Annotated in this window: 18 protein-coding genes; 4 read left to right on the forward strand and 14 right to left on the reverse strand. The window is 35.7% G+C overall.

What is annotated here, in order from left to right; translation table 11 throughout:
• Positions 1–2 precede the first annotated feature (2 nt).
• From E7274_RS03300 to E7274_RS03320, 5 genes are all read right to left on the reverse strand, one after another.
• Positions 3–1,247 carry a BTAD domain-containing putative transcriptional regulator gene (locus E7274_RS03300; RefSeq protein WP_304173694.1) on the reverse strand — a complete coding sequence of 415 codons (1,245 nt, stop codon included), beginning with the start codon at positions 1,245–1,247 and terminating at the stop codon, positions 3–5.
• 107 nt (positions 1,248–1,354) lie between these two features.
• A complete protein-coding gene (gene pth, locus E7274_RS03305) occupies positions 1,355–1,930 on the reverse strand; it encodes an aminoacyl-tRNA hydrolase (protein WP_033152292.1) in 576 nt (191 codons plus the stop codon).
• A 5-nt stretch (positions 1,931–1,935) separates the two neighbouring features.
• Complete coding sequence (gene spoVG / locus E7274_RS03310; RefSeq protein ID WP_028235339.1) at positions 1,936–2,196, reverse strand: septation regulator SpoVG; 261 nt, start codon at positions 2,194–2,196, stop codon at positions 1,936–1,938.
• 2 nt (positions 2,197–2,198) lie between these two features.
• Complete coding sequence (gene glgD, locus E7274_RS03315; protein ID WP_044939015.1) at positions 2,199–3,332, reverse strand: glucose-1-phosphate adenylyltransferase subunit GlgD; 1,134 nt, start codon at positions 3,330–3,332, stop codon at positions 2,199–2,201.
• Positions 3,329–4,603 carry a glucose-1-phosphate adenylyltransferase gene (locus E7274_RS03320; RefSeq protein WP_044939391.1) on the reverse strand — a complete coding sequence of 425 codons (1,275 nt, stop codon included), beginning with the start codon at positions 4,601–4,603 and terminating at the stop codon, positions 3,329–3,331. The genes glgD and E7274_RS03320 overlap by 4 nt, the downstream gene beginning before the upstream one ends.
• Before the next feature lie 269 nt (positions 4,604–4,872).
• Here E7274_RS03320 and murC point away from each other — a divergent pair, with 269 nt between their 5' ends.
• The 4 genes from murC to E7274_RS03340 all read left to right on the forward strand — a co-directional run bounded on the left by murC (position 4,873) and on the right by E7274_RS03340 (position 9,802).
• Complete coding sequence (gene murC / locus E7274_RS03325) at positions 4,873–6,252, forward strand: UDP-N-acetylmuramate--L-alanine ligase (RefSeq protein ID WP_304173696.1); 1,380 nt, start codon at positions 4,873–4,875, stop codon at positions 6,250–6,252.
• Between the two features lie 211 nt (positions 6,253–6,463).
• The gene (locus E7274_RS03330) at positions 6,464–7,591 is read left to right on the forward strand and encodes a DnaD domain protein (protein WP_304173698.1); all 1,128 of its coding nucleotides are present in this window, start codon (positions 6,464–6,466) and stop codon (positions 7,589–7,591) included.
• A gap of 14 nt (positions 7,592–7,605) precedes the next feature.
• The gene (locus tag E7274_RS03335; RefSeq protein ID WP_304173701.1) at positions 7,606–8,595 is read left to right on the forward strand and encodes an ATP-binding protein; all 990 of its coding nucleotides are present in this window, start codon (positions 7,606–7,608) and stop codon (positions 8,593–8,595) included.
• A 28-nt stretch (positions 8,596–8,623) separates the two neighbouring features.
• On the forward strand, positions 8,624–9,802 hold the full coding sequence (locus E7274_RS03340) for a ribose-phosphate pyrophosphokinase (protein WP_304173703.1): 1,179 nt from the start codon (positions 8,624–8,626) through the stop codon (positions 9,800–9,802).
• Between the two features lie 57 nt (positions 9,803–9,859).
• Here the strand turns inward: E7274_RS03340 and E7274_RS03345 are convergent, their stop codons facing one another.
• The 9 genes from E7274_RS03345 to nagB all read right to left on the reverse strand — a co-directional run bounded on the left by E7274_RS03345 (position 9,860) and on the right by nagB (position 19,381).
• Positions 9,860–11,065 carry an MFS transporter gene (locus E7274_RS03345; protein ID WP_304173705.1) on the reverse strand — a complete coding sequence of 402 codons (1,206 nt, stop codon included), beginning with the start codon at positions 11,063–11,065 and terminating at the stop codon, positions 9,860–9,862.
• Positions 11,062–11,643, reverse strand: coding sequence for an HD domain-containing protein (locus E7274_RS03350; RefSeq protein WP_304173706.1), 582 nt, complete (start codon positions 11,641–11,643; stop codon positions 11,062–11,064). The genes E7274_RS03345 and E7274_RS03350 overlap by 4 nt, the downstream gene beginning before the upstream one ends.
• Before the next feature lies 1 nt (position 11,644).
• A complete protein-coding gene (locus E7274_RS03355; protein ID WP_304173708.1) occupies positions 11,645–12,865 on the reverse strand; it encodes a hypothetical protein in 1,221 nt (406 codons plus the stop codon).
• Positions 12,866–12,872: 7 nt separating this feature from the next.
• On the reverse strand, positions 12,873–13,952 hold the full coding sequence (locus E7274_RS03360) for a radical SAM protein (RefSeq protein WP_304173710.1): 1,080 nt from the start codon (positions 13,950–13,952) through the stop codon (positions 12,873–12,875).
• Positions 13,945–15,189, reverse strand: a complete 1,245-nt coding sequence (locus E7274_RS03365) for an ATP-grasp domain-containing protein (RefSeq protein ID WP_304173712.1) — start codon at positions 15,187–15,189, stop codon at positions 13,945–13,947. Before E7274_RS03365 ends, E7274_RS03360 begins: the two co-directional genes overlap by 8 nt.
• Positions 15,190–15,200: 11 nt before the next feature.
• Complete coding sequence (locus E7274_RS03370) at positions 15,201–16,391, reverse strand: hypothetical protein (protein ID WP_304173714.1); 1,191 nt, start codon at positions 16,389–16,391, stop codon at positions 15,201–15,203.
• A gap of 246 nt (positions 16,392–16,637) precedes the next feature.
• Complete coding sequence (locus E7274_RS03375) at positions 16,638–17,576, reverse strand: helix-turn-helix domain-containing protein (protein ID WP_304173716.1); 939 nt, start codon at positions 17,574–17,576, stop codon at positions 16,638–16,640.
• Positions 17,573–18,403 carry a helix-turn-helix domain-containing protein gene (locus E7274_RS03380; protein ID WP_304173718.1) on the reverse strand — a complete coding sequence of 277 codons (831 nt, stop codon included), beginning with the start codon at positions 18,401–18,403 and terminating at the stop codon, positions 17,573–17,575. Before E7274_RS03380 ends, E7274_RS03375 begins: the two co-directional genes overlap by 4 nt.
• A gap of 252 nt (positions 18,404–18,655) precedes the next feature.
• On the reverse strand, positions 18,656–19,381 hold the full coding sequence (gene nagB, locus E7274_RS03385) for a glucosamine-6-phosphate deaminase (RefSeq protein ID WP_304173720.1): 726 nt from the start codon (positions 19,379–19,381) through the stop codon (positions 18,656–18,658).
• Between the last annotated feature and the right edge of the window lie 72 nt (positions 19,382–19,453).

Here is a 19,453-nt window from a genome sequence, read left to right on the forward strand (position 1 = left end):
AGCTATTCCCCTTTAACCATATCCTGAAGCTCTGCTGTATCTGCATCTGTTCCAGCACTTGCAAGATTAACTGGTGCAAGATGATACTGGATGTAGCGCTTTCTAGATTCCTTGCTAAGGTTTTCGTTGATTCTGGCCTGAACCAAAACGCAGTCCTCCTGAGTGATATCTAAAAGTAAAACTACAAACTGATTGTTACTATATCTGGCGTACATATCGCCACCTCTTGCTGATGTACGGATTGCTTCTGAAAGCTCCTCAGCAAGATTTTCTAATCTGTCGGAATCGTTAAGACCAAAGCCCTTGCCATCTGTGATGGTGCAAAGCATAAGCCATGCTGCCTGACCTGAACGTCTAATGACACGCTTAATATATCTGTATGTCTCAACGAAAGTAGGATATGTGCAGTTGAATGCACCCTGTATTTCTTCCTTTGATGTATCGAGGTTTCTCTTTACCTCGCTAATCATATCTGTATTGTTCTTAATCTGTGCGCCTAGTCTATCAAGCTGGTCGTTCATAGCTGATGCAACAGAAACACCAAGCTCCTCAAACATGAGAGTCTCAGTATCCTCGTATAATTTTAATGCATCCTTTGTGTTACCAACCTCGATGAGGGCACGCATTTCGTATGTCTGCCATCCATCGTATGGATAGATATCGTTAGCCTTGTGGCTAAGCTCATACATTTTCTTGTATTCTTTTTGTAATTCGTATATTTCTAAAAGCTGCTTTAAGCAACGGTCAAAAAGCTTTTTAAGCCTTACCTGAGTAGTTACAACCCACTCGTAGCCACTAAGTGTAGCAAGGAAATCTCCATTATAAAGAGCACAAGCCTCCTCCAGAAGCTTCTGCTGTTCCTTGGCATCCTCTGCACCCAGGGCATTCTTTGCAAGCTCTTCGAATTTGACTGCGTCGCACTCGATAGTCACAAATGGATTGATAGAATATGTTCCACGCTTGATGTAAACATAGTCTTCATCTGGAATATCAAGGGCAGCCAGGGATTTTCTTAATCTAAATACAATAGCTCTAAGGCTATTAGATTCATCAGCAATCTCTTCATTATGGAAAAGATTGTAAATAACCTGATCTCTAGCAATACCGTTTGTGTAATAAACCAGCATCTGGAAAAGCTGATTTACCTTAGTTGTGTTATTACGTTCTAGTACAATAGGTACATCATTACATGTGATGTCTAACTTACCTAAAAAATCTGCTTTAATAAGAATTTTTGAATCGTACATAGTTCTCCCTTTTTAGCTAATCCATTTCATTACAAATAAAAGTATAAAATAACAAAATGTTATTGTAAATAACCAAATAGCCTGCAGCTTTCTGCAGGCTATAACAGCTATTCAACTTTTTCTTTGACATTGAATTGGTTCATGGCTCCATCCAAATTATCTTCTAAAAACAACTCTAACGCTCCAATCACCTTGTCCATAGAGGCGTCAACACGCTCTCTGTCCTCAGCGTCATAGTGACCGAGCACATGGCTAACCATGTCACCATTTTCACACTCTCCAACTCCCACACGAATTCGAGGGAAAACATTCGAACCGGTATGTGCAATTATATTTTTTAGTCCATTGTGACCACCAGCACTTCCCTTTTTTCTAACTCTGATGTTGCCTGTAGAAAGTGATACATCATCAGAGATAACCAAAAGCTCTGTTTCTGGGTCCACTTCATAATAATCACACATCTCGCGAACGCATTCTCCGCTAAGGTTCATATACGTCTGAGGCTTTACCAGCATAACCTTGTGGCCATTTATAACGCCCTTTCCTACAATGCCTTTGTGCTCCTTGTGAGAGACTTCTATCCCAAACTTTTTCGAGATGGCGTCGATGGCTTCAAATCCAACATTATGCCTTGTTCCTTCATATTTCCTTTCAGGATTGCCTAGACCAACAATTAAAAACATAAATCTTACTCTGGGAACTCTTCCTTATACTTATTAAGGATCATTGTCTGCATCTGCTCTCTTGTTGTTGAGCGAATAGGATGAGCAATATCCTTGTAGCCGCCTTCTGAACCACGTCTAGATGGCATAGCGATGAAAAGTCCTTTATCTCCTTCAATAATCTTGATGTCGTGAATAACAAACTCTTCGTCAATTGTTACTGAAACAACTGCCTTCATCTTACCTTCTTTTTCGATTTTACGGATTCTAATGTCTGTGATTTGCATTGTTATACCTCCCCAACTGGCATATCGTATCTGTTTTTGTTTCCGGTAACTATGCGGACTCCGTTTTCCCCAATATATGTGGATCCGCTGAGCAATGTCTCATGGCTTTCAACAATGCAATTCTCTACGTGCACGTTGTCCCCTATGTATGCTCCATTTAAAATGACACAATTCTTAACAACCGAATTGTTGCCAACAAAGGCCTTTTTAAATAGTACAGAATTCTCAACCGTACTGTTAATGATACATCCTCCTGCAACCAATGAATTCGTAACCTTTGAACCTGTGTTGTATTTAGCAGGTGGTAGGTCGTGTGTCTTTGAGAAAACTCCTGGTTCAGTATGGAAGAAGTTATCTCTAACATCCTTTCTAAGGAAATCCATGTTTGCTTTGAAGTAGCTATCTACGTCTGCAAGATTTGCCCAATAACCTTCCATTCTGTAGCCGTAGATTCTCTTCATGTTTTTGTATCTAATGAGAATATCTGTTACAAAATTGTACCTGCCCTCTCTATTGCACTCCTCAAGCAAATCGATGAGAGCTCTTCTTCTGATGACATAGACACCAGCTGAAACAATATCAGAAGTAGCAACCATTGGCTTCTCTTCGAACTCTGTAATTCTGCCGTCTCTATCCATCTCTACAACACCGTAGCGGTTGATGTCGTCACCCTCTGGCAACTTTGCGCACACTACTGTGATGTCTGCCTGTTTCTTAATGTGGTAATCAAGTACCTTATTGAAATCAAGCTTGTAAACACAATCACCACTTGCAATGATAACATATGGCTCATGTCTTTTCTTTAAGAAATCAATATTTTGCCAAATGGCATCGGCTGTACCTCTGTACCACCAACTATTGTTTGTTGTAACTGTTGGTGTAAATAGGAAGAGACCTCCCTGCTTTCTACCAAAGTTCCACCACTTTGCTGAATTAAGATGCTCGTTCAATGAACGTGCGTTGTACTGCGACAGCACAGCAACTGTCTGGATGTGTGAGTTTGTCATGTTTGAAAGGACAAAATCAATACATCTATAGCTTCCACCTACTGGCATCGCTGCGATAGCGCGCTTCTCAGTAAGCTCATGCATTCTACTGCTGTTTCCACCTGCTAGAATAATACCTAATGCTTTCATACTCGATCACCTGCCTTGATAATATAGCCGCCACTAGCCAACTGTCCGTCAGGATAATCTGCTTCGCTAGTCTCGCCCTTGATAGCTGTATTTTTACCTATAGTAACGTTTGCTGGAACAACTGAGTTCTCCCCGATAACTGCCAATCCAAATGAATAGATGCTGGCGTTAAGCTTGCTCTCAGCCTCGGCTCCCTGTCCGATTTTTGTTCCTTCGCCTATGACTGTATTCTCGGCGATAATCGATTTATCTACTACACAGTTCTTTCCAATAACTGCGCCTTCCATAATAATTGAATCGCGAACCACCGCGCCTTCATCAATTACTACACCTGCGCCTAGAACTGAGTTGTACACCTCTCCATAAATCTGAGCACCTGCTCCAATTATTGCTTTTTCAACTACTGCAGTAGATGCAACAAACTGTGGCTCAATGATATTTTGATTAGTGTAAATCTTCCAGAACTCTTCATATAAGTTAAACTCTGGAATTAAATCAATAAGCTCCATATTGGCTTCCCAATATGATCCAAGTGTTCCTACATCCTTCCAATAGCTGTTGAACTCGTAGGCATACATTGGAGCTCCCTTTTCGTGGAGGTATGGTAAAACGTGTTTACCAAAATCGCAATTGCTCTGATTCTTGAGAGCAAGGAGTGATTCCTTTAATGCCTTCCAACTAAATATATAGATACCCATTGAAGCAAGGTTGCTTCTTGGATGCTCTGGCTTTTCTTCGAATTCGCTGATACGTTTTTCATCATCAGCAATAACAACTCCAAATCGAGATGCTTCTTCGATTGGTACTGGAATTACTGCGATTGTAACATCAGCACCTTTTGCCTTATGAAAATCTAACATGGCTTCATAATCCATCTTGTAGATATGATCTCCTGAGAGAATCAATACATACTCTGGATTATAGTTCTCCATGTACTTAAGGTTTTGGAAAATGGCGTTGGCTGTGCCTGAATACCACTCACTTGTGTCGCTCTTCTCATAAGGAGGAAGAACGGTCACACCACCATTATTCCTGTCCAAGTCCCAAGGAATACCAATTCCTATGTGTGAGTTAAGGACTAATGGCTGGTACTGAGTAAGTACGCCAACGGTATCAATTCCCGAATTGATACAATTTGACAGAGGGAAATCGATTATTCGATATTTACCTCCGAAAGAAACTGCTGGCTTTGCTACATCTGAAGTTAGAACCCCCAGTCTGCTTCCCTGCCCGCCAGCGAGAAGCATGGCAATCATTTCTTTTCTAATCATCCTATCATCTGCCTTTCTCATGGTGTCAGTTAAGGATGTGCATAACGCACTCCCCGTTGTGAATTGTAATTAAATTCACAATCTTGTACATTTAGTATAACAAAGTGAATATTTTGGTGCAATAATATTCATAATTTTTTACTATAACATCGTTAATAGTTAGACAATTCCCCGTAAATTTTACTAATTCATATAATGTACCTTGAAACTCAAGGTTTTTAGGTTTAAATTATTGAGGGTATAATAATATATAAAGAAGGAAATTTTTCATGTACAAAATTGATTTTAATAACAAGATACACGTTCACTTTATTGGAATCGGTGGAATAAGCATGAGCGGCCTTGCTGAGATATTGCTTGGCGCTGGCTTTACTATCTCTGGTTCTGATAGAGAAGAAAGTGATCTCACAGCTCATTTAGCATCACTTGGAGCAAAGGTTAGTTATCCACAGGCAGCTGAAAATATCACTTCAGATATCGACCTTATTGTTTATACTGCTGCAATCCGTGAGGATAACCCTGAGTTCGCTGCTGCAAAAGCTTCTGGCAAGCCAATGCTTACAAGAGCTGAGCTCCTCGGTGAGATTATGGAGAACTACACTCGTTCAATTGCCGTTGCAGGAACTCACGGCAAGACAACAACCACATCAATGGTTAGCCAGATTCTCCTTGAGACTGCAGACGACCCTACTATTTCTGTAGGCGGTATCTTGGATGCTATTGGAAGCAATGTTCATGTTGGCGACAGCGATGTATTTATTACAGAAGCTTGTGAGTACACAAACAGCTACCATTCATTCTTCCCTAAATACAACATTATTCTTAATGTAGAAGCAGATCACCTTGATTTCTTCAAGAATCTTGAGAACTATCGGGCTTCATTTAAGAAGTTTGCCGGCAACACATCAGACGACGGTATTCTTATTATTAATAATGAGATTGATGACGTTGAGTATTTCACTGAGGGATTAAAGTGTCAGGTTATCACCTATTCTCTTAAGGAAGGCGCTGATATTTATCCTACAGACATTACATATAATGAAAAGGGCTTTGCTAGCTTTACTCCTATATTCAACGGAAAGGCTATGGAAAGAGTTTCATTAAACGTTCCTGGCGACCACAACATCAGCAATTCACTTGCTGCTATCGCACTTGCTACTGAGATGGGCATTTCATTTGACCATATCAAGGCAGGACTTGCAAAGTTCGGTGGTGCTCACAGACGTTTCGAGCTTAAGGGACATTTCAATGGCGCAACTGTAATCGATGACTACGCTCATCACCCAACAGAAATCGCTGCCAGCCTTGCAGCTGCTGCAAACTACCCACACAACAGAGTGGTTGTTTGCTTCCAGCCACACACATACACTCGTACACTTAGCTTCCTTGACGATTTTGCTAAGGCTCTTTCAGCAGCAGATGTTGTAGTTCTTGCAGACATCTACGCAGCTAGAGAACCAGACATCTACGGTGTAAGCTCAAAGGACATTGCAGATAGAATCGAAAAGCTAGGAACCGAAGTTCATTATTTGGGTTCTTTTGACCAATGTGAAAAATTTTTAGAAAAAAATATTGTAAACAACGACTTGTTGATAACTATGGGCGCAGGAAATGTGTATTTAGTAGGCGAACATCTACTTCAGAAATAGTTATCCACATTATCCACATTTTTGAACGGATTTATCCCCCTCGAAAATGTGGATTTTTTTATGCCCTATTTTCAATGGGTCATAATAGTTATCCACATTATCCACAGAAGCCACAAACCCTTTATTTACAAGGGTTTGCGGGGTCTCGCCTCTTTTCTTTTCAGAATTACTTTGATATAATTCGGTTCATTAAGAGGGAGAGGATTTGAATATGGCTGACATCATGCTACATACCAGCACTAACACTGGTTTTACTTGCATTTCTAATACTTTTATTGACGATTACATGAAAGATGCCAATGGAGAGTACGTAAAGATTTACCTTTATCTGCTTCGTTGTCTTAATCGAGAGGATTTTGATTTTTCCATCTCGCAGTTGGCGGACTGCTTAGACCACACAGAAAAAGATGTAATGCGTGCATTTACTTATTGGGAGAAAGTAGGCTTGCTTCGTCTTGAGTACTCTGCAGATAATGAGCTTTCAGGAATCTGTCTAGTGGATGTGAATGATATGCACTCATTCACATCAGTAAACTACACTGCACCTACCACTGCGGCTCCAGCTTCTGTCGCTGCTGCCACAGGCGCACCTGCAGTTTCAGATAAGGCTATTAACAACACTGTACCATTCAGACCAAGCTACAGCTCAGATCAGCTTGATGCTTTCAAGGAGAACGATGAGGTTAGCGATCTTATTTTCGCTACACAGACTTACTTCAAGAGACCACTTTCTGTAACAGATATGAACACATTATTATTCTGGTACGACAGTCTCCACATGTCTGTTGATTTGATTCAGTATCTTATTGAGACCAGCATCGACGAAGGTCACAGCAGCATCCACTACATGGACACTGTTGCTCGTAACTGGGCCGACGATGGAATCACTACAGTGGCTGAAGCAATTAAATCTAGCAGTGCACATACAAACGCAGCTTACACAATCAAGCGTGCACTTGGCATCGGAAATCGCGATTTAGTTGATTCAGAGTTAAACTACATCGACAAATGGGTTAACGTTTACAACTTCTCACTTGATATCATCACAGAAGCTTGCGAACGCACCATCACCCAGACTAACAAACCAAGCTTTAAATATGCAGATACAATCATTACCAGCTGGCACAATTCAGGAGTAAAGTCTCTTGATGACATTGCCAAGCTTGATTCGGAATTTACAAAGGCATCTGTTGCCAAGCTTTCTTCTGCTAACCGTGCAAAAGCAGCTCAGGCAAACAACGCCACAGCGGCCCGCGCAAAGGCCAACAACAAGTTCCATAATTTCTCACAGAGAGATTATGATTTTGAAGCACTTGAAAAGAAGCTTCTTGGGCACTAAAGGGAGGTTAATTTATGGCATTATCTAATGAGCAGTATGACGCACTTATGCGCGAATACAGTCACAAGCAGTCACGTAACAACCAGATTGTTTCTTACCGCACAAAAGAGTTATACTCTGCTGTTCCAGCCCTTTCAGAGCTAGATGACGAAGTATCAAAGGTTTCAGTATCTTCTATCACTGCTATCTTTGAAGGTAAAAGTATTTCTGAAGCTTCCGCTGACTCAAAGCGCAAGCTTTCTCAGCTAAAGGAACGTCGTATGCAGCTTATTAAATCTGCAGGTTTCCCTGTGGATTATCTTGAGCCACCATACGATTGTCCTGATTGCAAAGACACTGGCTATATCAATGGAAAACGCTGTCATTGCTTCAAGCAGGCAGCTATTAACATTGTCTACAGACAGTCTAATATCAGCAACATTCTTGCCAAGGAAAACTTCAATTCATTTGATTTAAATGTATACGATGAGGATTATTATGAGGATAATTCTGATATAGATGCTCGTTCAAATGCTAAAATAGCGCTAGAAAGAGCGAAAAACTTTGTGCAGAATTTTAGGGAAAAAGGTGGTAATCTCTTGTTGCTTGGACAGACAGGGTGTGGAAAAACCTTTCTTTCCAACTGTATCGCAAAAGCTCTTTTAGACGAAGGCATATCTGTTATTTACTTCACAGCATCAGAGCTTTTCAGAGTTTTCGAAGAACAGACTTTTAAGAAGAACGCAAACGTAGCGGATCTTCATGATCAAATATTCGATTGTGACTTATTAATCATCGATGATTTAGGCACAGAGTTTCAGAATTCTTTCACTACAGCACGCCTATTTCAATGCTTAAATGAAAGATTACTTCGTAGTAAATCAACTATAATTTCAACTAATTTTTCTCTTGAAGATTTAAGAGACACCTACAGCGAACGTATTACTTCGCGAGTATTCTCTAACTATGAGACTATCAAGCTCATTGGAAATGATATTCGCATCAAAAAAGTAATATCAAAATAATTAATTTAATATTAGCAAGGAGCAAAACATGCCAAACAATGAAATCGTGTTGGAAAACACACCACCTATGGCAGAGCTAGGAATTATTCCTCACAAGAGCTGTACAGCCATCGCAGAACGCGTTAACGACTATCTTCTTCAGTGGAGACAGGAGCGCAAGAGTGATCAGTCAATCATTACTCTCGCAGGTTACCGCAGCGATTCTTACATCGTAAAGGCTGATTGCCCACGTTTCGGTTCAGGCGAAGCAAAGGGTATCATCAACCAATCAGTTAGAGGACTTGATTTATACATCCTCGTAGATGTTACAAACTACAGCCTTACATACACCGTTTGTGGTCACGAGAACCACATGAGTCCAGACGACATCTTCTGTGACTTAAAGCGTATCATCGCAGCAGCAATGGGAAAGGCTAAGCGCATCACAGTTATCATCCCATTCCTTTATGAAGGCAGACAGCACCGCAGAAGTGCTCGTGAATCTCTTGACTGTGCTATGGCACTTCAGGAACTTGTAAACATGGGCGTAGACAACATCATCACATTTGATGCTCACGACCCACGTGTACAGAATGCTATTCCACTTCACAGCTTTGAGACAGTTTCTCCTACATACCAGTTCCTTAAGGGCATCCTTAAGAACTGCAAGGACTTAAAGCTCGACAACGATCACCTTATGATCATCTCTCCAGATGAAGGTGGTACAAAGCGTGCCGTATACATGGCTTCAGTTCTTGGTGTTAATGTTGGTATGTTTTACAAGCGTCGTGATTACAGCCGCATCGTAGACGGACGTAATCCTATCGTAGCTCATGAATTCCTTGGAAACGACGTAGCTGGCAAGGACGTTATCATCGTAGATGATATGATTTCTTCTGGCGAGTCAATGATAGACGTAGCTACAGAGCTCAAGAAGCGCAACGCAAGCCGCATCTTCGTAGTAGCTACATTCGGACTCTTCACAAACGGTATGGCGAAGTTCGACAAGGCCGTTGAGGATGGCGTAATCTACAAGGTGGTTACAACAAACCTCACATACCTTCCTGAAGAAATCACAGCACGTGACTACTTCATCAAATGCGACATGTCAAAGTACATCGCATACATCATCGATACTCTCAACCACGAGTGCTCAATCTCAGAGCTCCTCAACCCATACGGACGTATCGAAAAGCTCATCACAAAGTACAAAAACGGCGAATACTAAATAGACCTAAAACGAGCCTGTTAAACTTATCAATTAAAGATAGTTTAACAGGCTTACTTATTCCTTCTTACATATATAATTTTTTAAATATAAAGGCAATGAAATTGCCATAATTCCAATTCCAATTATTCTAAATCCATTATTATTAGTGAAGTTTAATACTTTAGAAAAAAAACAACTTCCCAGAGGAACAAATAAGATTGCCATCGTATATATCAAACTAAACACCCTCCCCTGATAACTATTATCTGTATTTTCTTGCACATATGAAATGAATAATATATTAAAAATCGATGACAACAATGAAAACAAAACAAATGGTACTAATAATATCCACTGTAAACTTTTCGGATAATCGATTGTAAATAATAATATAACGCCCGATAGTGTCAAAATATACTTCATCATTCTACTTTTAAATAATTCTCCAAACTTTAGACATAATATCGAACCCAATAAACCGCCCAATGCCTGAGATACAAGTATTTTACTGTAACAATTATCTATAAATTCGCTATAAATATAATTAGTATATGGTAATAGTAAATTATAACCAGCATGAAAAAAATTTGCTATTGAAGATATTATTACAATTTCCAGCACTTCTCCTTTTGCAGTCAAATAGTGTATTCCGTTTATTATGTCATTTATCCAAGATAGTTTTTTAGTGCTTTTTTTCACATTATATTTTTTTACAGTTTCTATTCTAGCTTCAAATATGGCAGATACTGCAAAAGTAGCAGCATCAAATAATAAAGCCCCTTTTATTCCTACTACATTGACCAATGCAACGCCAATAATCGGTCCTGTCACATTAAATATTGAAGTTCCTATATTCAATAAAGAATTATATTTACTCAGGCGATTTTTAATTGTAATTTCACTTACAATAGCTTTATATACTGGCGAATTGTAACTCTTTAATATAGCTAAAAACACATTGGCCACTATTAATAATAAACCTACCCAACTAGCATTTATAAAAATACTTACAATAATACATACGATAGATGCTAAGGTATCTGTTATTATCAATATTTTTTTCTTATTCCCTATATCAGCAGCTCTTCCCCCCATCAGATTAAATATAATTGCTATTATATTTTCAGAACTCTGATATATCGCAAGTACCATTGGATATAAATAATACACATTTACAATTAGAGTATTATTTGCATAATCGAATACTATATTCCCTATATATGTTGTTAGTTTGCTTATTAATAAATATTTTTCATTCCTACCGGTTATTTTTTCTTTCATAGTATATTAAACAACTTATATATATCATCATTAAGCAAGTCATCAAAATAATTTTTTATTTGTATAAAAGACTTCCATTTTGCAACTGAGTAATTGTTAACTCCATTTCTAATGGCTACATCAATTAATCTTTTTTCTAAATAACATATTCCAGATGGCATCGCAATTGCATCGCATAGTTGTATTAAATAATCATAATTATCATATTCATTATTACTCAAAAACAATTGTATTTTTTCTGTTTCAGATTTAGAGCAATCATTTTTTCCACTATACGCATCTACAATTTTTATTGGAAATGAATGTGTCATACATATTTTGGCATTTTCATCAAAATTCATTTCCATCATATAATTATATCCGTCTATAACATGCTTTAACTGATATATACCTTTTATTCGGCCTATATCATGCAATAAACCTAATGAATATGCTTTCGATTCGTCAATAATAGCTGTTTTACTTGCAATTTTCTTTGCCGCGTACGCAACACTATAACTATGTTCTCTCCATAAACCCGGGTTATGAAGATATGCTTCTTCTAATATTTCTTTTGCAACATCAATATCTGCATACATTTTAAAGCCTTTCCGCAAATAATTCGCTCAAAAATTCTAAAGAATCATCCTTCTCACTTATATCTAATGGGATTGCACATGTTGGATGTTTTCCTTCAAATTGCATCATAGTTATTTCTTTTTCCTTTTCAAAATTTCTTGTATATACTTCTAAAGAATAACGATGATCTATACCATATGTATCTTCTAAAAACTTTAGACTATCATACACGCAGTTTTTGTATTTCCACAGTTTCTTGAAACACTCAACCAATTTTTCATTACCTTGTCTATTAATATTTTCTATTCGTACAAATTCTCTCTTCCAAATGTCAATATATAATTCCTTATTATTTCTTGTTGATATTTCATAATTTTCTAAAGCTTTTATAGCAATATCAATATTATTTATTATCAAATTTATATCTCCATATATTTCGTAATAAACATTTTTTATTAATTTACGAATAGGACTACCTAATTTTGACGCCGAGGGAATTCCTCCATCAATTAATACTGCCATTATTGAAATAAACATTGCACAGAATTTATACCTATCACCTATCTTTAAATAATTATTTTTTAAAATCAGTTCATCTAACAACCTACATTCATATATTGTGTTTTTTCCACTATTCAATGTTTCCAGTACCAACTCTGAATATGAAATATCAACAATCTGTCTATTCACTAGATTGATTATTGTACAATCAACAACTAGTACAAAACCGGTGTAGTGCCTTTTGTAAATTTTTAGGTAATGCCCCTCTAAAGGATTTCCATTTACTATTGCTTTCCAAGCTAAGGCTCTCTCATTTACACATATTGAGCTTTTTATACCTTCTTTTTCCTTCTTCAATTCGTCAACAATTTCTTTGTCATTTTGTGTACATACATAAACTAAATCTGCAGGATTTATATTCAACTTTCTCAAAAAAAATATAGCCTTTAATATTTCTTCTCTAATTGTTGTACAGTCACAAAAAGTACTCATCATTATGTTGAAAGGTAATAGAAAGCTATCTTTTCCCCAGAGAGGTTCATGCGAAGGTTTTGTTCTAAATGTTCTTTGAATTGTGTAATATTTAAATCTTTCTTCATCGCTATATATTTTTGAAACAATGTTATCAAAGCTTGATATAACGTAATTGGTATTACCATTTTCACTACCAATAAGACTTTTTTCTTCGATCTCTTTGTACTCTTTTCCGTAGTACTCTCTAAAAATATCTCTTACTCTCATATTCTTCCTATACAAAATTTAAGTGAATGTAGTCATAATCAATTGCTTCTTGCATTATATTGTAAGAATCATGTTTACAAGGTTTCCTGCAATTATTGAGATTATTTGATTTTATTAAATTCGAGTGTAAATCAGAAAAGAATATATTTTCGAAATTACTTTCATATATATTTCCCAATATTGTTTCCCTGTCGTTTCTTTTAAGAACACACATTGGAACATCACCATTTGCCTTTATTACCGCAACTAAACAGCTTGTAGTGCATTTTTTATAATATCGTTTTCCCTCAATATGCATCCACTTAATTCCTGCATCAAAAACCTGAAAGTTGTCACTTGCATATTTTTCTGCCTCTAAGACTTTATCATGACTATCTTTCCATATATCTTTATCTACATCGTATAGAACAGATGCCGGTCTATATTGTACAAATCGGCATCCTAATTCACCAAAATATTTAGCTGCAAGAACAATATCCTCGTTATTTTCACCCGTAACTAGATATCCTATGCCTATGTTTTTGTTATTTCCACTTTCAACAACCATCCTAATATTATTAATGACCTTATCAAAACAATCCACACCATGTATTTTTTTATATAATTCTGGGGTTGCCGCATCAACACTTACTCTTATAAATTTAAACATATGGTACATTCCACTCAATCTATTCAAAAGCAATCCATTTGTTACAATTCCTATATCAAACCCTAATTCATACGCATATTTAACAATCTCTCTAATATCATCATGTGTTGTAGGTTCTCCCCCACCTGAGAATTCAATTGACTTTACTCCCAATACCTTAAGTTCAATTAAAAGCCTCTTTAGCCTATCAACATTCATGAAAACAGGATTTTGTTTCTCATTTGTTCCAAAAAAACAATGCACACACTTGTTGTTACAAAATCCATCTGCCAAATCGATTTCGCAACATATAGGAGTAACTATATGTTTGTGCTTTAGCTCCTTTAATTTATCAGAATGTACTAAAATCTTTGATTGGTTAAAAGGCGAAACTAAACCACTATAATGCCAAACTTCAGTGTTTGTTTCTTCAATATTTCTATTTATTAATTCACTCATAATTTTTACCTTTTTCAAATGTACAATGTTCTTTGTACCAATTATCTATTTCTATAACTTTGTTTCTTAGTTCTTTTCCTTTATATGACTTAACACATATAGCCGCTACATTCTGTGCCACCGTTTCTGGTGCTCTATATTCTTTATTTTCTGTAGCAAAAGTATAGTAATCAAATACCTCATCAAATGGCAGCTTACTTGGAATAGTTTTTACCCTTCCTTCCTCCACGCCACATAAGATAAAAGCATACTCATCAGTAAACATTAAATTATCTTTAATTATGATTCTATTTGGATCACATTCCGCTACTAGCAACTCTTCTATTGGATTAAATCCAAATTCATTCTCTATGCACTGTATTATTCTCCCTCCTCCCATCCGAGAAGCAATTTCACAAAAAACTATTTCTTTTCCATCATAAAATACTTCAAGATGAAATAAATAATTATCTGGTGTATCAAATTCCTCTATTACTTTTCTGGCATAATTCTGTAGTTTGTCATATGTATCCGTTCCCGCCATTACAGTTTTAGAGATTGTACTTCCTCGTTTTTCATTTTTAAAATTTATACAGTTTTTTAGATATTCCCAAACAAAAATATATTTTACTTTATTATTGATAACCAATCCGTCTATGTGATAAATATTATGAGGAATGTATTCTTCACACATATATTCATTTTTTATTATATTATTTTGATGTTCTCTTATTTTTTCGTACTCATCTTTTGTCCTTATAACGAAAACCCCTTCTGCACCTGCTTTATCAGTAGGTTTTAATACAATTCTATATTTATTTTCTTTTGCAAATTGTTCAAAATCTTCATAGTCTATTACTTTAAAATATTTTGGTACCCTGTATCCGGCCGCTTTTACTATATCCTTCATAATTACTTTGTCTCTAAATGATTTTGCAGATATAAGTGATTGCCCCTCTATATTTAATCTTTCGCGTATCTTAGCAGCAAGTATTACATCCTCTTCAAGATATGAAAAAATCAGGTCTATGGATTCTCTTTTATTTATCTCCTGAATTCTTTTATAAACTTCATTTTCATCCCACTTGGCAACCGTAAAGATATGAACATTGCACGGTTTATTATGGATATAATCATTTTCATGTCTTTTGTTAATAATGATATAAATATTTTTATCATGGAGCCGTTTAGTCCATGATTCTACCTTAAAATACGTATTGCTTCCTGGAGATAAAATCACTATATTATCTTTGCTCATCTAACTTCTCCCTAACCTCTTACGATAGTTGCTTCTGAATAATTCGATATTTTATTCTTTATAATGGTAAATTCATCCCAATCGTTTACACAAAATCGGCAAAGAAACGATAGTTCTGATACGTTTTTAGCATTCTCGTATTTTATGCCCGGTTTGACGTATGAAATAAATTCTCTTATAGAATTATCATCTATTTCTGATACATCTTTTTTTGTTCCTTTCGTAATCAATGAATTATATGTTCCTGAAATTCTTATAGGCCGCAGGAGAACTTTTTCCATATCTACATTTTCTTTGCTTATATTATTTATTTTATGCTCCCAATATTCTCCTAAAACATCTACTCCAAAAGAATCAGTAATCATTTGTGGAATTCTAGAACCCCCAAATCTGCAAGCACCTTCGCAAAATATAAAGCTATTGCTCTCTTTGATATAGAACCATTCAAAATGAAACGGAATTACAATATTTTTTGCATACTTTTCTATGATTCTAGAAGTTTCCTCGTACAAACGTGTAATAACTGCATAATCTGACCAATAGTATTTATTAGTATATGCCAGAATATATTTTTCTCTTTTATTATGTTTCCATATCTCTTCAAGTATTTTTCCATCATAACAATGTGAAAAAAAACGAACAATTTTCCCATTACATGCGTATCCATCACTGGTGAACATTTGGTCATAAGAAATATACTCTTCATAAATATAATCTTCACTAGATATCTTTTTATCACCTTTTATTTCACTATTACATAAAACAATGCCCTCGGCACATGATTTTTTTCTTGGCTTTCTTATTACTTCAAATTTTATCTTTTCATCTAGTTCCTCACTATATTTTGGTTGTTCAACTGTTCCATCAAAAAAGCACCTCATATAGTATTTATCTTTAAAGATTGTATTCTTTAAAAATTGTGATTCATGTTTACAGTAATAATCATTTAGTGCCCCAACCCAATCCATTATTGTCTCATCTAGAGTAAAGATTTCTTCAATATTTTCTTTATTATTGATCTTATCCACAATACGTATAGCTGATTGCATTTCGATCTTTTCTATATAAAAAATTTTTATGTATTTATACAGCCCCTTTTCATAATTCGATTTCTGACTACTTTCTGCAATTACAATTAAATCCTTACAGTCTATTAATCCTATATTTAGAGGATTGTACTTATAAATGAATATTTTTTTCATATTGGTCTCCTTACTCTTGTATGTTAGCTTACTAGATAAAAATATAACAGGGCATATCACGCAATATAATGTTGCGCGATATGCCCTGTTGCTTCATCTTCATTTCTAATAAAATAATAACATGAATATATAAAAGGAGATTACATGTATGAAAAAATTGAATTTCATTCTAGTTATGATGTGTATTGTTTTCACAATTACCTCTTTACCTTTATTAAACAAAAATTCTGTGTCTGTAACAGAATCTTATTCTGTGTCTTGCATTTTAGAACCAGAGCAATAAATACTTCCTAAAAATCCATCCATGGCTTCTATCTTGTTTGGTGGTTCATCCATATAAGAAGCTATTGCTATAGCCGTATTTATATGCGCTATAGCTTTTTCTATTAATGTTATTTTTTCATCTCTTACACCTATATAATATTCATTCCAGCCCAAATTAAATATATAATTATATAGATATTCTTGAGTCTCACTCTCCCATATTATTTTAATAGCAGTTTTTATAATTTCGATACTTTTTTCGTACTCCAAAGATAGCCCTAAATAATTTGAATAATTAAGATATATCTTATTGCAAATGAGACTTCCTAAATTACTCTCTGCACTATTAAAGTAATTTATTAATTGTTCATATATATGCAATGCCTTTTCTTTGTTACCATCATTCCAATAACCTATAGCTATACTGTTTAAAATATGCAATTCAGTATCATTATATATTTTCGTTAACGGAACTATTCCATCCTTATACTCGTTTACTGTTTTCCTTAGTAATGACTCCAGTTCATAGGTAATTGAAATATCGTTGCTTTTTTTTAGTATTTCTATTCTTCCAATAAACTGCATATATTCTTTTGTTCCTGTATAACACAGATTCTCTTCTATAGCATGTAAGTTTTCGTATATCTCATCATATTTTCCTTCATGGAGCATCTGTTCATATTCATTATAGTATCTTGCATCCACAAAAACGGCCATATCATATGGCAAAATATATCTTTCTCCTGTTCTGCCCATTTTATACTGCAACTCTAAATATCTTTCATTTGTTGGAGTAATCAAACCTCTTTCATATCTTGCCAATGTTGATACATCACAAATTCCTTCAGATAATTCTTCTTGCGTTATTTGTAACTCATCTCTTCTATTTCTTAAAACATTTTTTATTGCAAATAAACTCAATTTAAACCTAACTCCTCCTTTATTATTGGAAAACATTTACATATTATTTCCTCATTATTACTAAGTTCTGTCCCTATTGATTGCTTTATGTATATCATTTTCTCTATATCCTTAAATTGACCTATTGCTCTTTTATATTGAATTGCATTATTTAGGTAATATATTTTTTTGCAATTAGTGATATTTTTACAGCAGTTCACAACTGTCGTCACTATTTCAGAATAATATGATTGTTTTAATATATTATTATCATCCGCATTGCGTAGGTATTTTTCTAACCAAAACAAATCATTAAATTTATTTTCAATTCTTATTATTTTTATAAACAAATACATTTCAATTCTGGAATAAAACCTACCTTGAGTAAAATCTCCTTTTTGCGTAATCTTTAACCCCATTTTATATAATCTTAATGCTTCGTCGATATTATTCTCTATTAAAGATATATCTCCTTTTACCTTTAATATAAACTGCTTGTGAAGTCTTTCATTTTTCACAAATCTCATCTCAGAGTATTCAGAAATTTTTATTTCTGCTTCTCTTATATTTTTTTGACTTACTAATGTCATAATCTCTTTCCTAAGATTCATAATCTTCGTCTCATCATTGCTAGCTATATATGTTATGTGTAAAGGATTTATTCCAAGTCTTTCAAGAAATGCATCTAGCAAAAATTTATCAGGCTGTACAGCATCATTTTCGTACCTATTATATGTTGACGCACTACACAGTCCTCGACAAATTTCTCTGTTTGAACATTTCTTGTCTTTACGTTCTTTTCCTAGAATTTCACCTATAGTTTTACAATATGACATTTCTTCTTTCATCGTTTATATTAACCTATATCATACCTTATTTTATTCCTTCATCTCATATTATCTTAAATTCAACTATTTGCAAGTATTTAAACAAACATTTTACACTATTAAAATGTTCAATAATAACCCAATTACTGCTCTGCTATATGATTTCCTCAATCTAGGTGAATTCGGTTCTTAAATCCGGTTAGAGCCTACTGTATCAATTGAATCTAAAAAACCTTAACCCCTGCGGGTTCTTTATAGTTCTTTATATTTTTTTTAGAGTTTTGATGCGGCGGCTTCGTCGCAGATTACGGTTACGTCAGGATGGGTTTGGAGGACTGAGCCTGGCACGGTTTCGGTGACGGGGCCTGTGAGGACTTTGGCCAGGGCGTCTGCTTTGGCGGTGCCGGTTACGATGAGTAAGATGCGCTTGGCGCTCATGATGGTTTTGATGCCCATGGAGTAGGCCTGTCTTGGGACGTCTTCGATTTTTTCGAAGAGGCGTGAGTTGGCACGGATTGTGCTTTCGGTTAGGTCTACTAGGTGAGTGACTTCGGTGAACGGTGTGCCTGGTTCGTTGAAGCCGATGTGTCCGTTTTCGCCAAGCCCGAGGATCTGAAGGTCTGCTCCACCTAAAGATTGTACCATTGCTTCGTAGGATGCACATTCTGCATCAGGGTCTGTCGCAATTCCGTTTGGTAAGTGGGTGTTTGCAGGGTCGATGTCTACCTTTGAGAATAGGTGCTGGTTCATGAAGTAGTGGTAGCTGTTTACATCATCGTCTGCGAGGCCTGCGTATTCATCCAGGTTTACGGTGCGAATATTTTTGAAAGATATTTCGCCTGCATTGTACATTTCCACTAGTTCCTTGTACATGCCTACAGGTGATGATCCTGTGGCAAGGCCAAGGATACTGTCATTCTTTTCTTTTATTTGAGCTGCTACAAGGGCTGCTGCTCTCTTGCTTACAGCATCATAATCCAATTCTTTGTAAATCTTCATTTCTTAAATACCTCAGTTTTATTATGTTATTATTGTACTAACAATATGTGTTCAGAGTTTGCGCTATCTCTT

Source organism: Pseudobutyrivibrio ruminis (genome assembly GCF_015057245.1).
Lineage (GTDB): Bacteria > Bacillota > Clostridia > Lachnospirales > Lachnospiraceae > Pseudobutyrivibrio > Pseudobutyrivibrio ruminis_E.

Coding starts and splice junctions, on each gene's coding strand:
- E7274_RS03300 (WP_304173694.1), bottom strand. CDS start 1,247: ATGTACGATTCAAAAATTCTTATTAAAGCAGATTTTTTAGGTAAGTTA.
- pth (WP_033152292.1), bottom strand. CDS start 1,930: ATGTTTTTAATTGTTGGTCTAGGCAATCCTGAAAGGAAATATGAAGGA.
- spoVG (WP_028235339.1), bottom strand. CDS start 2,196: ATGCAAATCACAGACATTAGAATCCGTAAAATCGAAAAAGAAGGTAAG.
- glgD (WP_044939015.1), bottom strand. CDS start 3,332: ATGAAAGCATTAGGTATTATTCTAGCAGGTGGAAACAGCAGTAGAATG.
- E7274_RS03320 (WP_044939391.1), bottom strand. CDS start 4,603: ATGATTAGAAAAGAAATGATTGCCATGCTTCTCGCTGGCGGGCAGGGA.
- murC (WP_304173696.1), top strand. CDS start 4,873: ATGTACAAAATTGATTTTAATAACAAGATACACGTTCACTTTATTGGA.
- E7274_RS03330 (WP_304173698.1), top strand. CDS start 6,464: ATGGCTGACATCATGCTACATACCAGCACTAACACTGGTTTTACTTGC.
- E7274_RS03335 (WP_304173701.1), top strand. CDS start 7,606: ATGGCATTATCTAATGAGCAGTATGACGCACTTATGCGCGAATACAGT.
- E7274_RS03340 (WP_304173703.1), top strand. CDS start 8,624: ATGCCAAACAATGAAATCGTGTTGGAAAACACACCACCTATGGCAGAG.
- E7274_RS03345 (WP_304173705.1), bottom strand. CDS start 11,065: ATGAAAGAAAAAATAACCGGTAGGAATGAAAAATATTTATTAATAAGC.
- E7274_RS03350 (WP_304173706.1), bottom strand. CDS start 11,643: ATGTATGCAGATATTGATGTTGCAAAAGAAATATTAGAAGAAGCATAT.
- E7274_RS03355 (WP_304173708.1), bottom strand. CDS start 12,865: ATGAGAGTAAGAGATATTTTTAGAGAGTACTACGGAAAAGAGTACAAA.
- E7274_RS03360 (WP_304173710.1), bottom strand. CDS start 13,952: ATGAGTGAATTAATAAATAGAAATATTGAAGAAACAAACACTGAAGTT.
- E7274_RS03365 (WP_304173712.1), bottom strand. CDS start 15,189: ATGAGCAAAGATAATATAGTGATTTTATCTCCAGGAAGCAATACGTAT.
- E7274_RS03370 (WP_304173714.1), bottom strand. CDS start 16,391: ATGAAAAAAATATTCATTTATAAGTACAATCCTCTAAATATAGGATTA.
- E7274_RS03380 (WP_304173718.1), bottom strand. CDS start 18,403: ATGAAAGAAGAAATGTCATATTGTAAAACTATAGGTGAAATTCTAGGA.
- nagB (WP_304173720.1), bottom strand. CDS start 19,381: ATGAAGATTTACAAAGAATTGGATTATGATGCTGTAAGCAAGAGAGCA.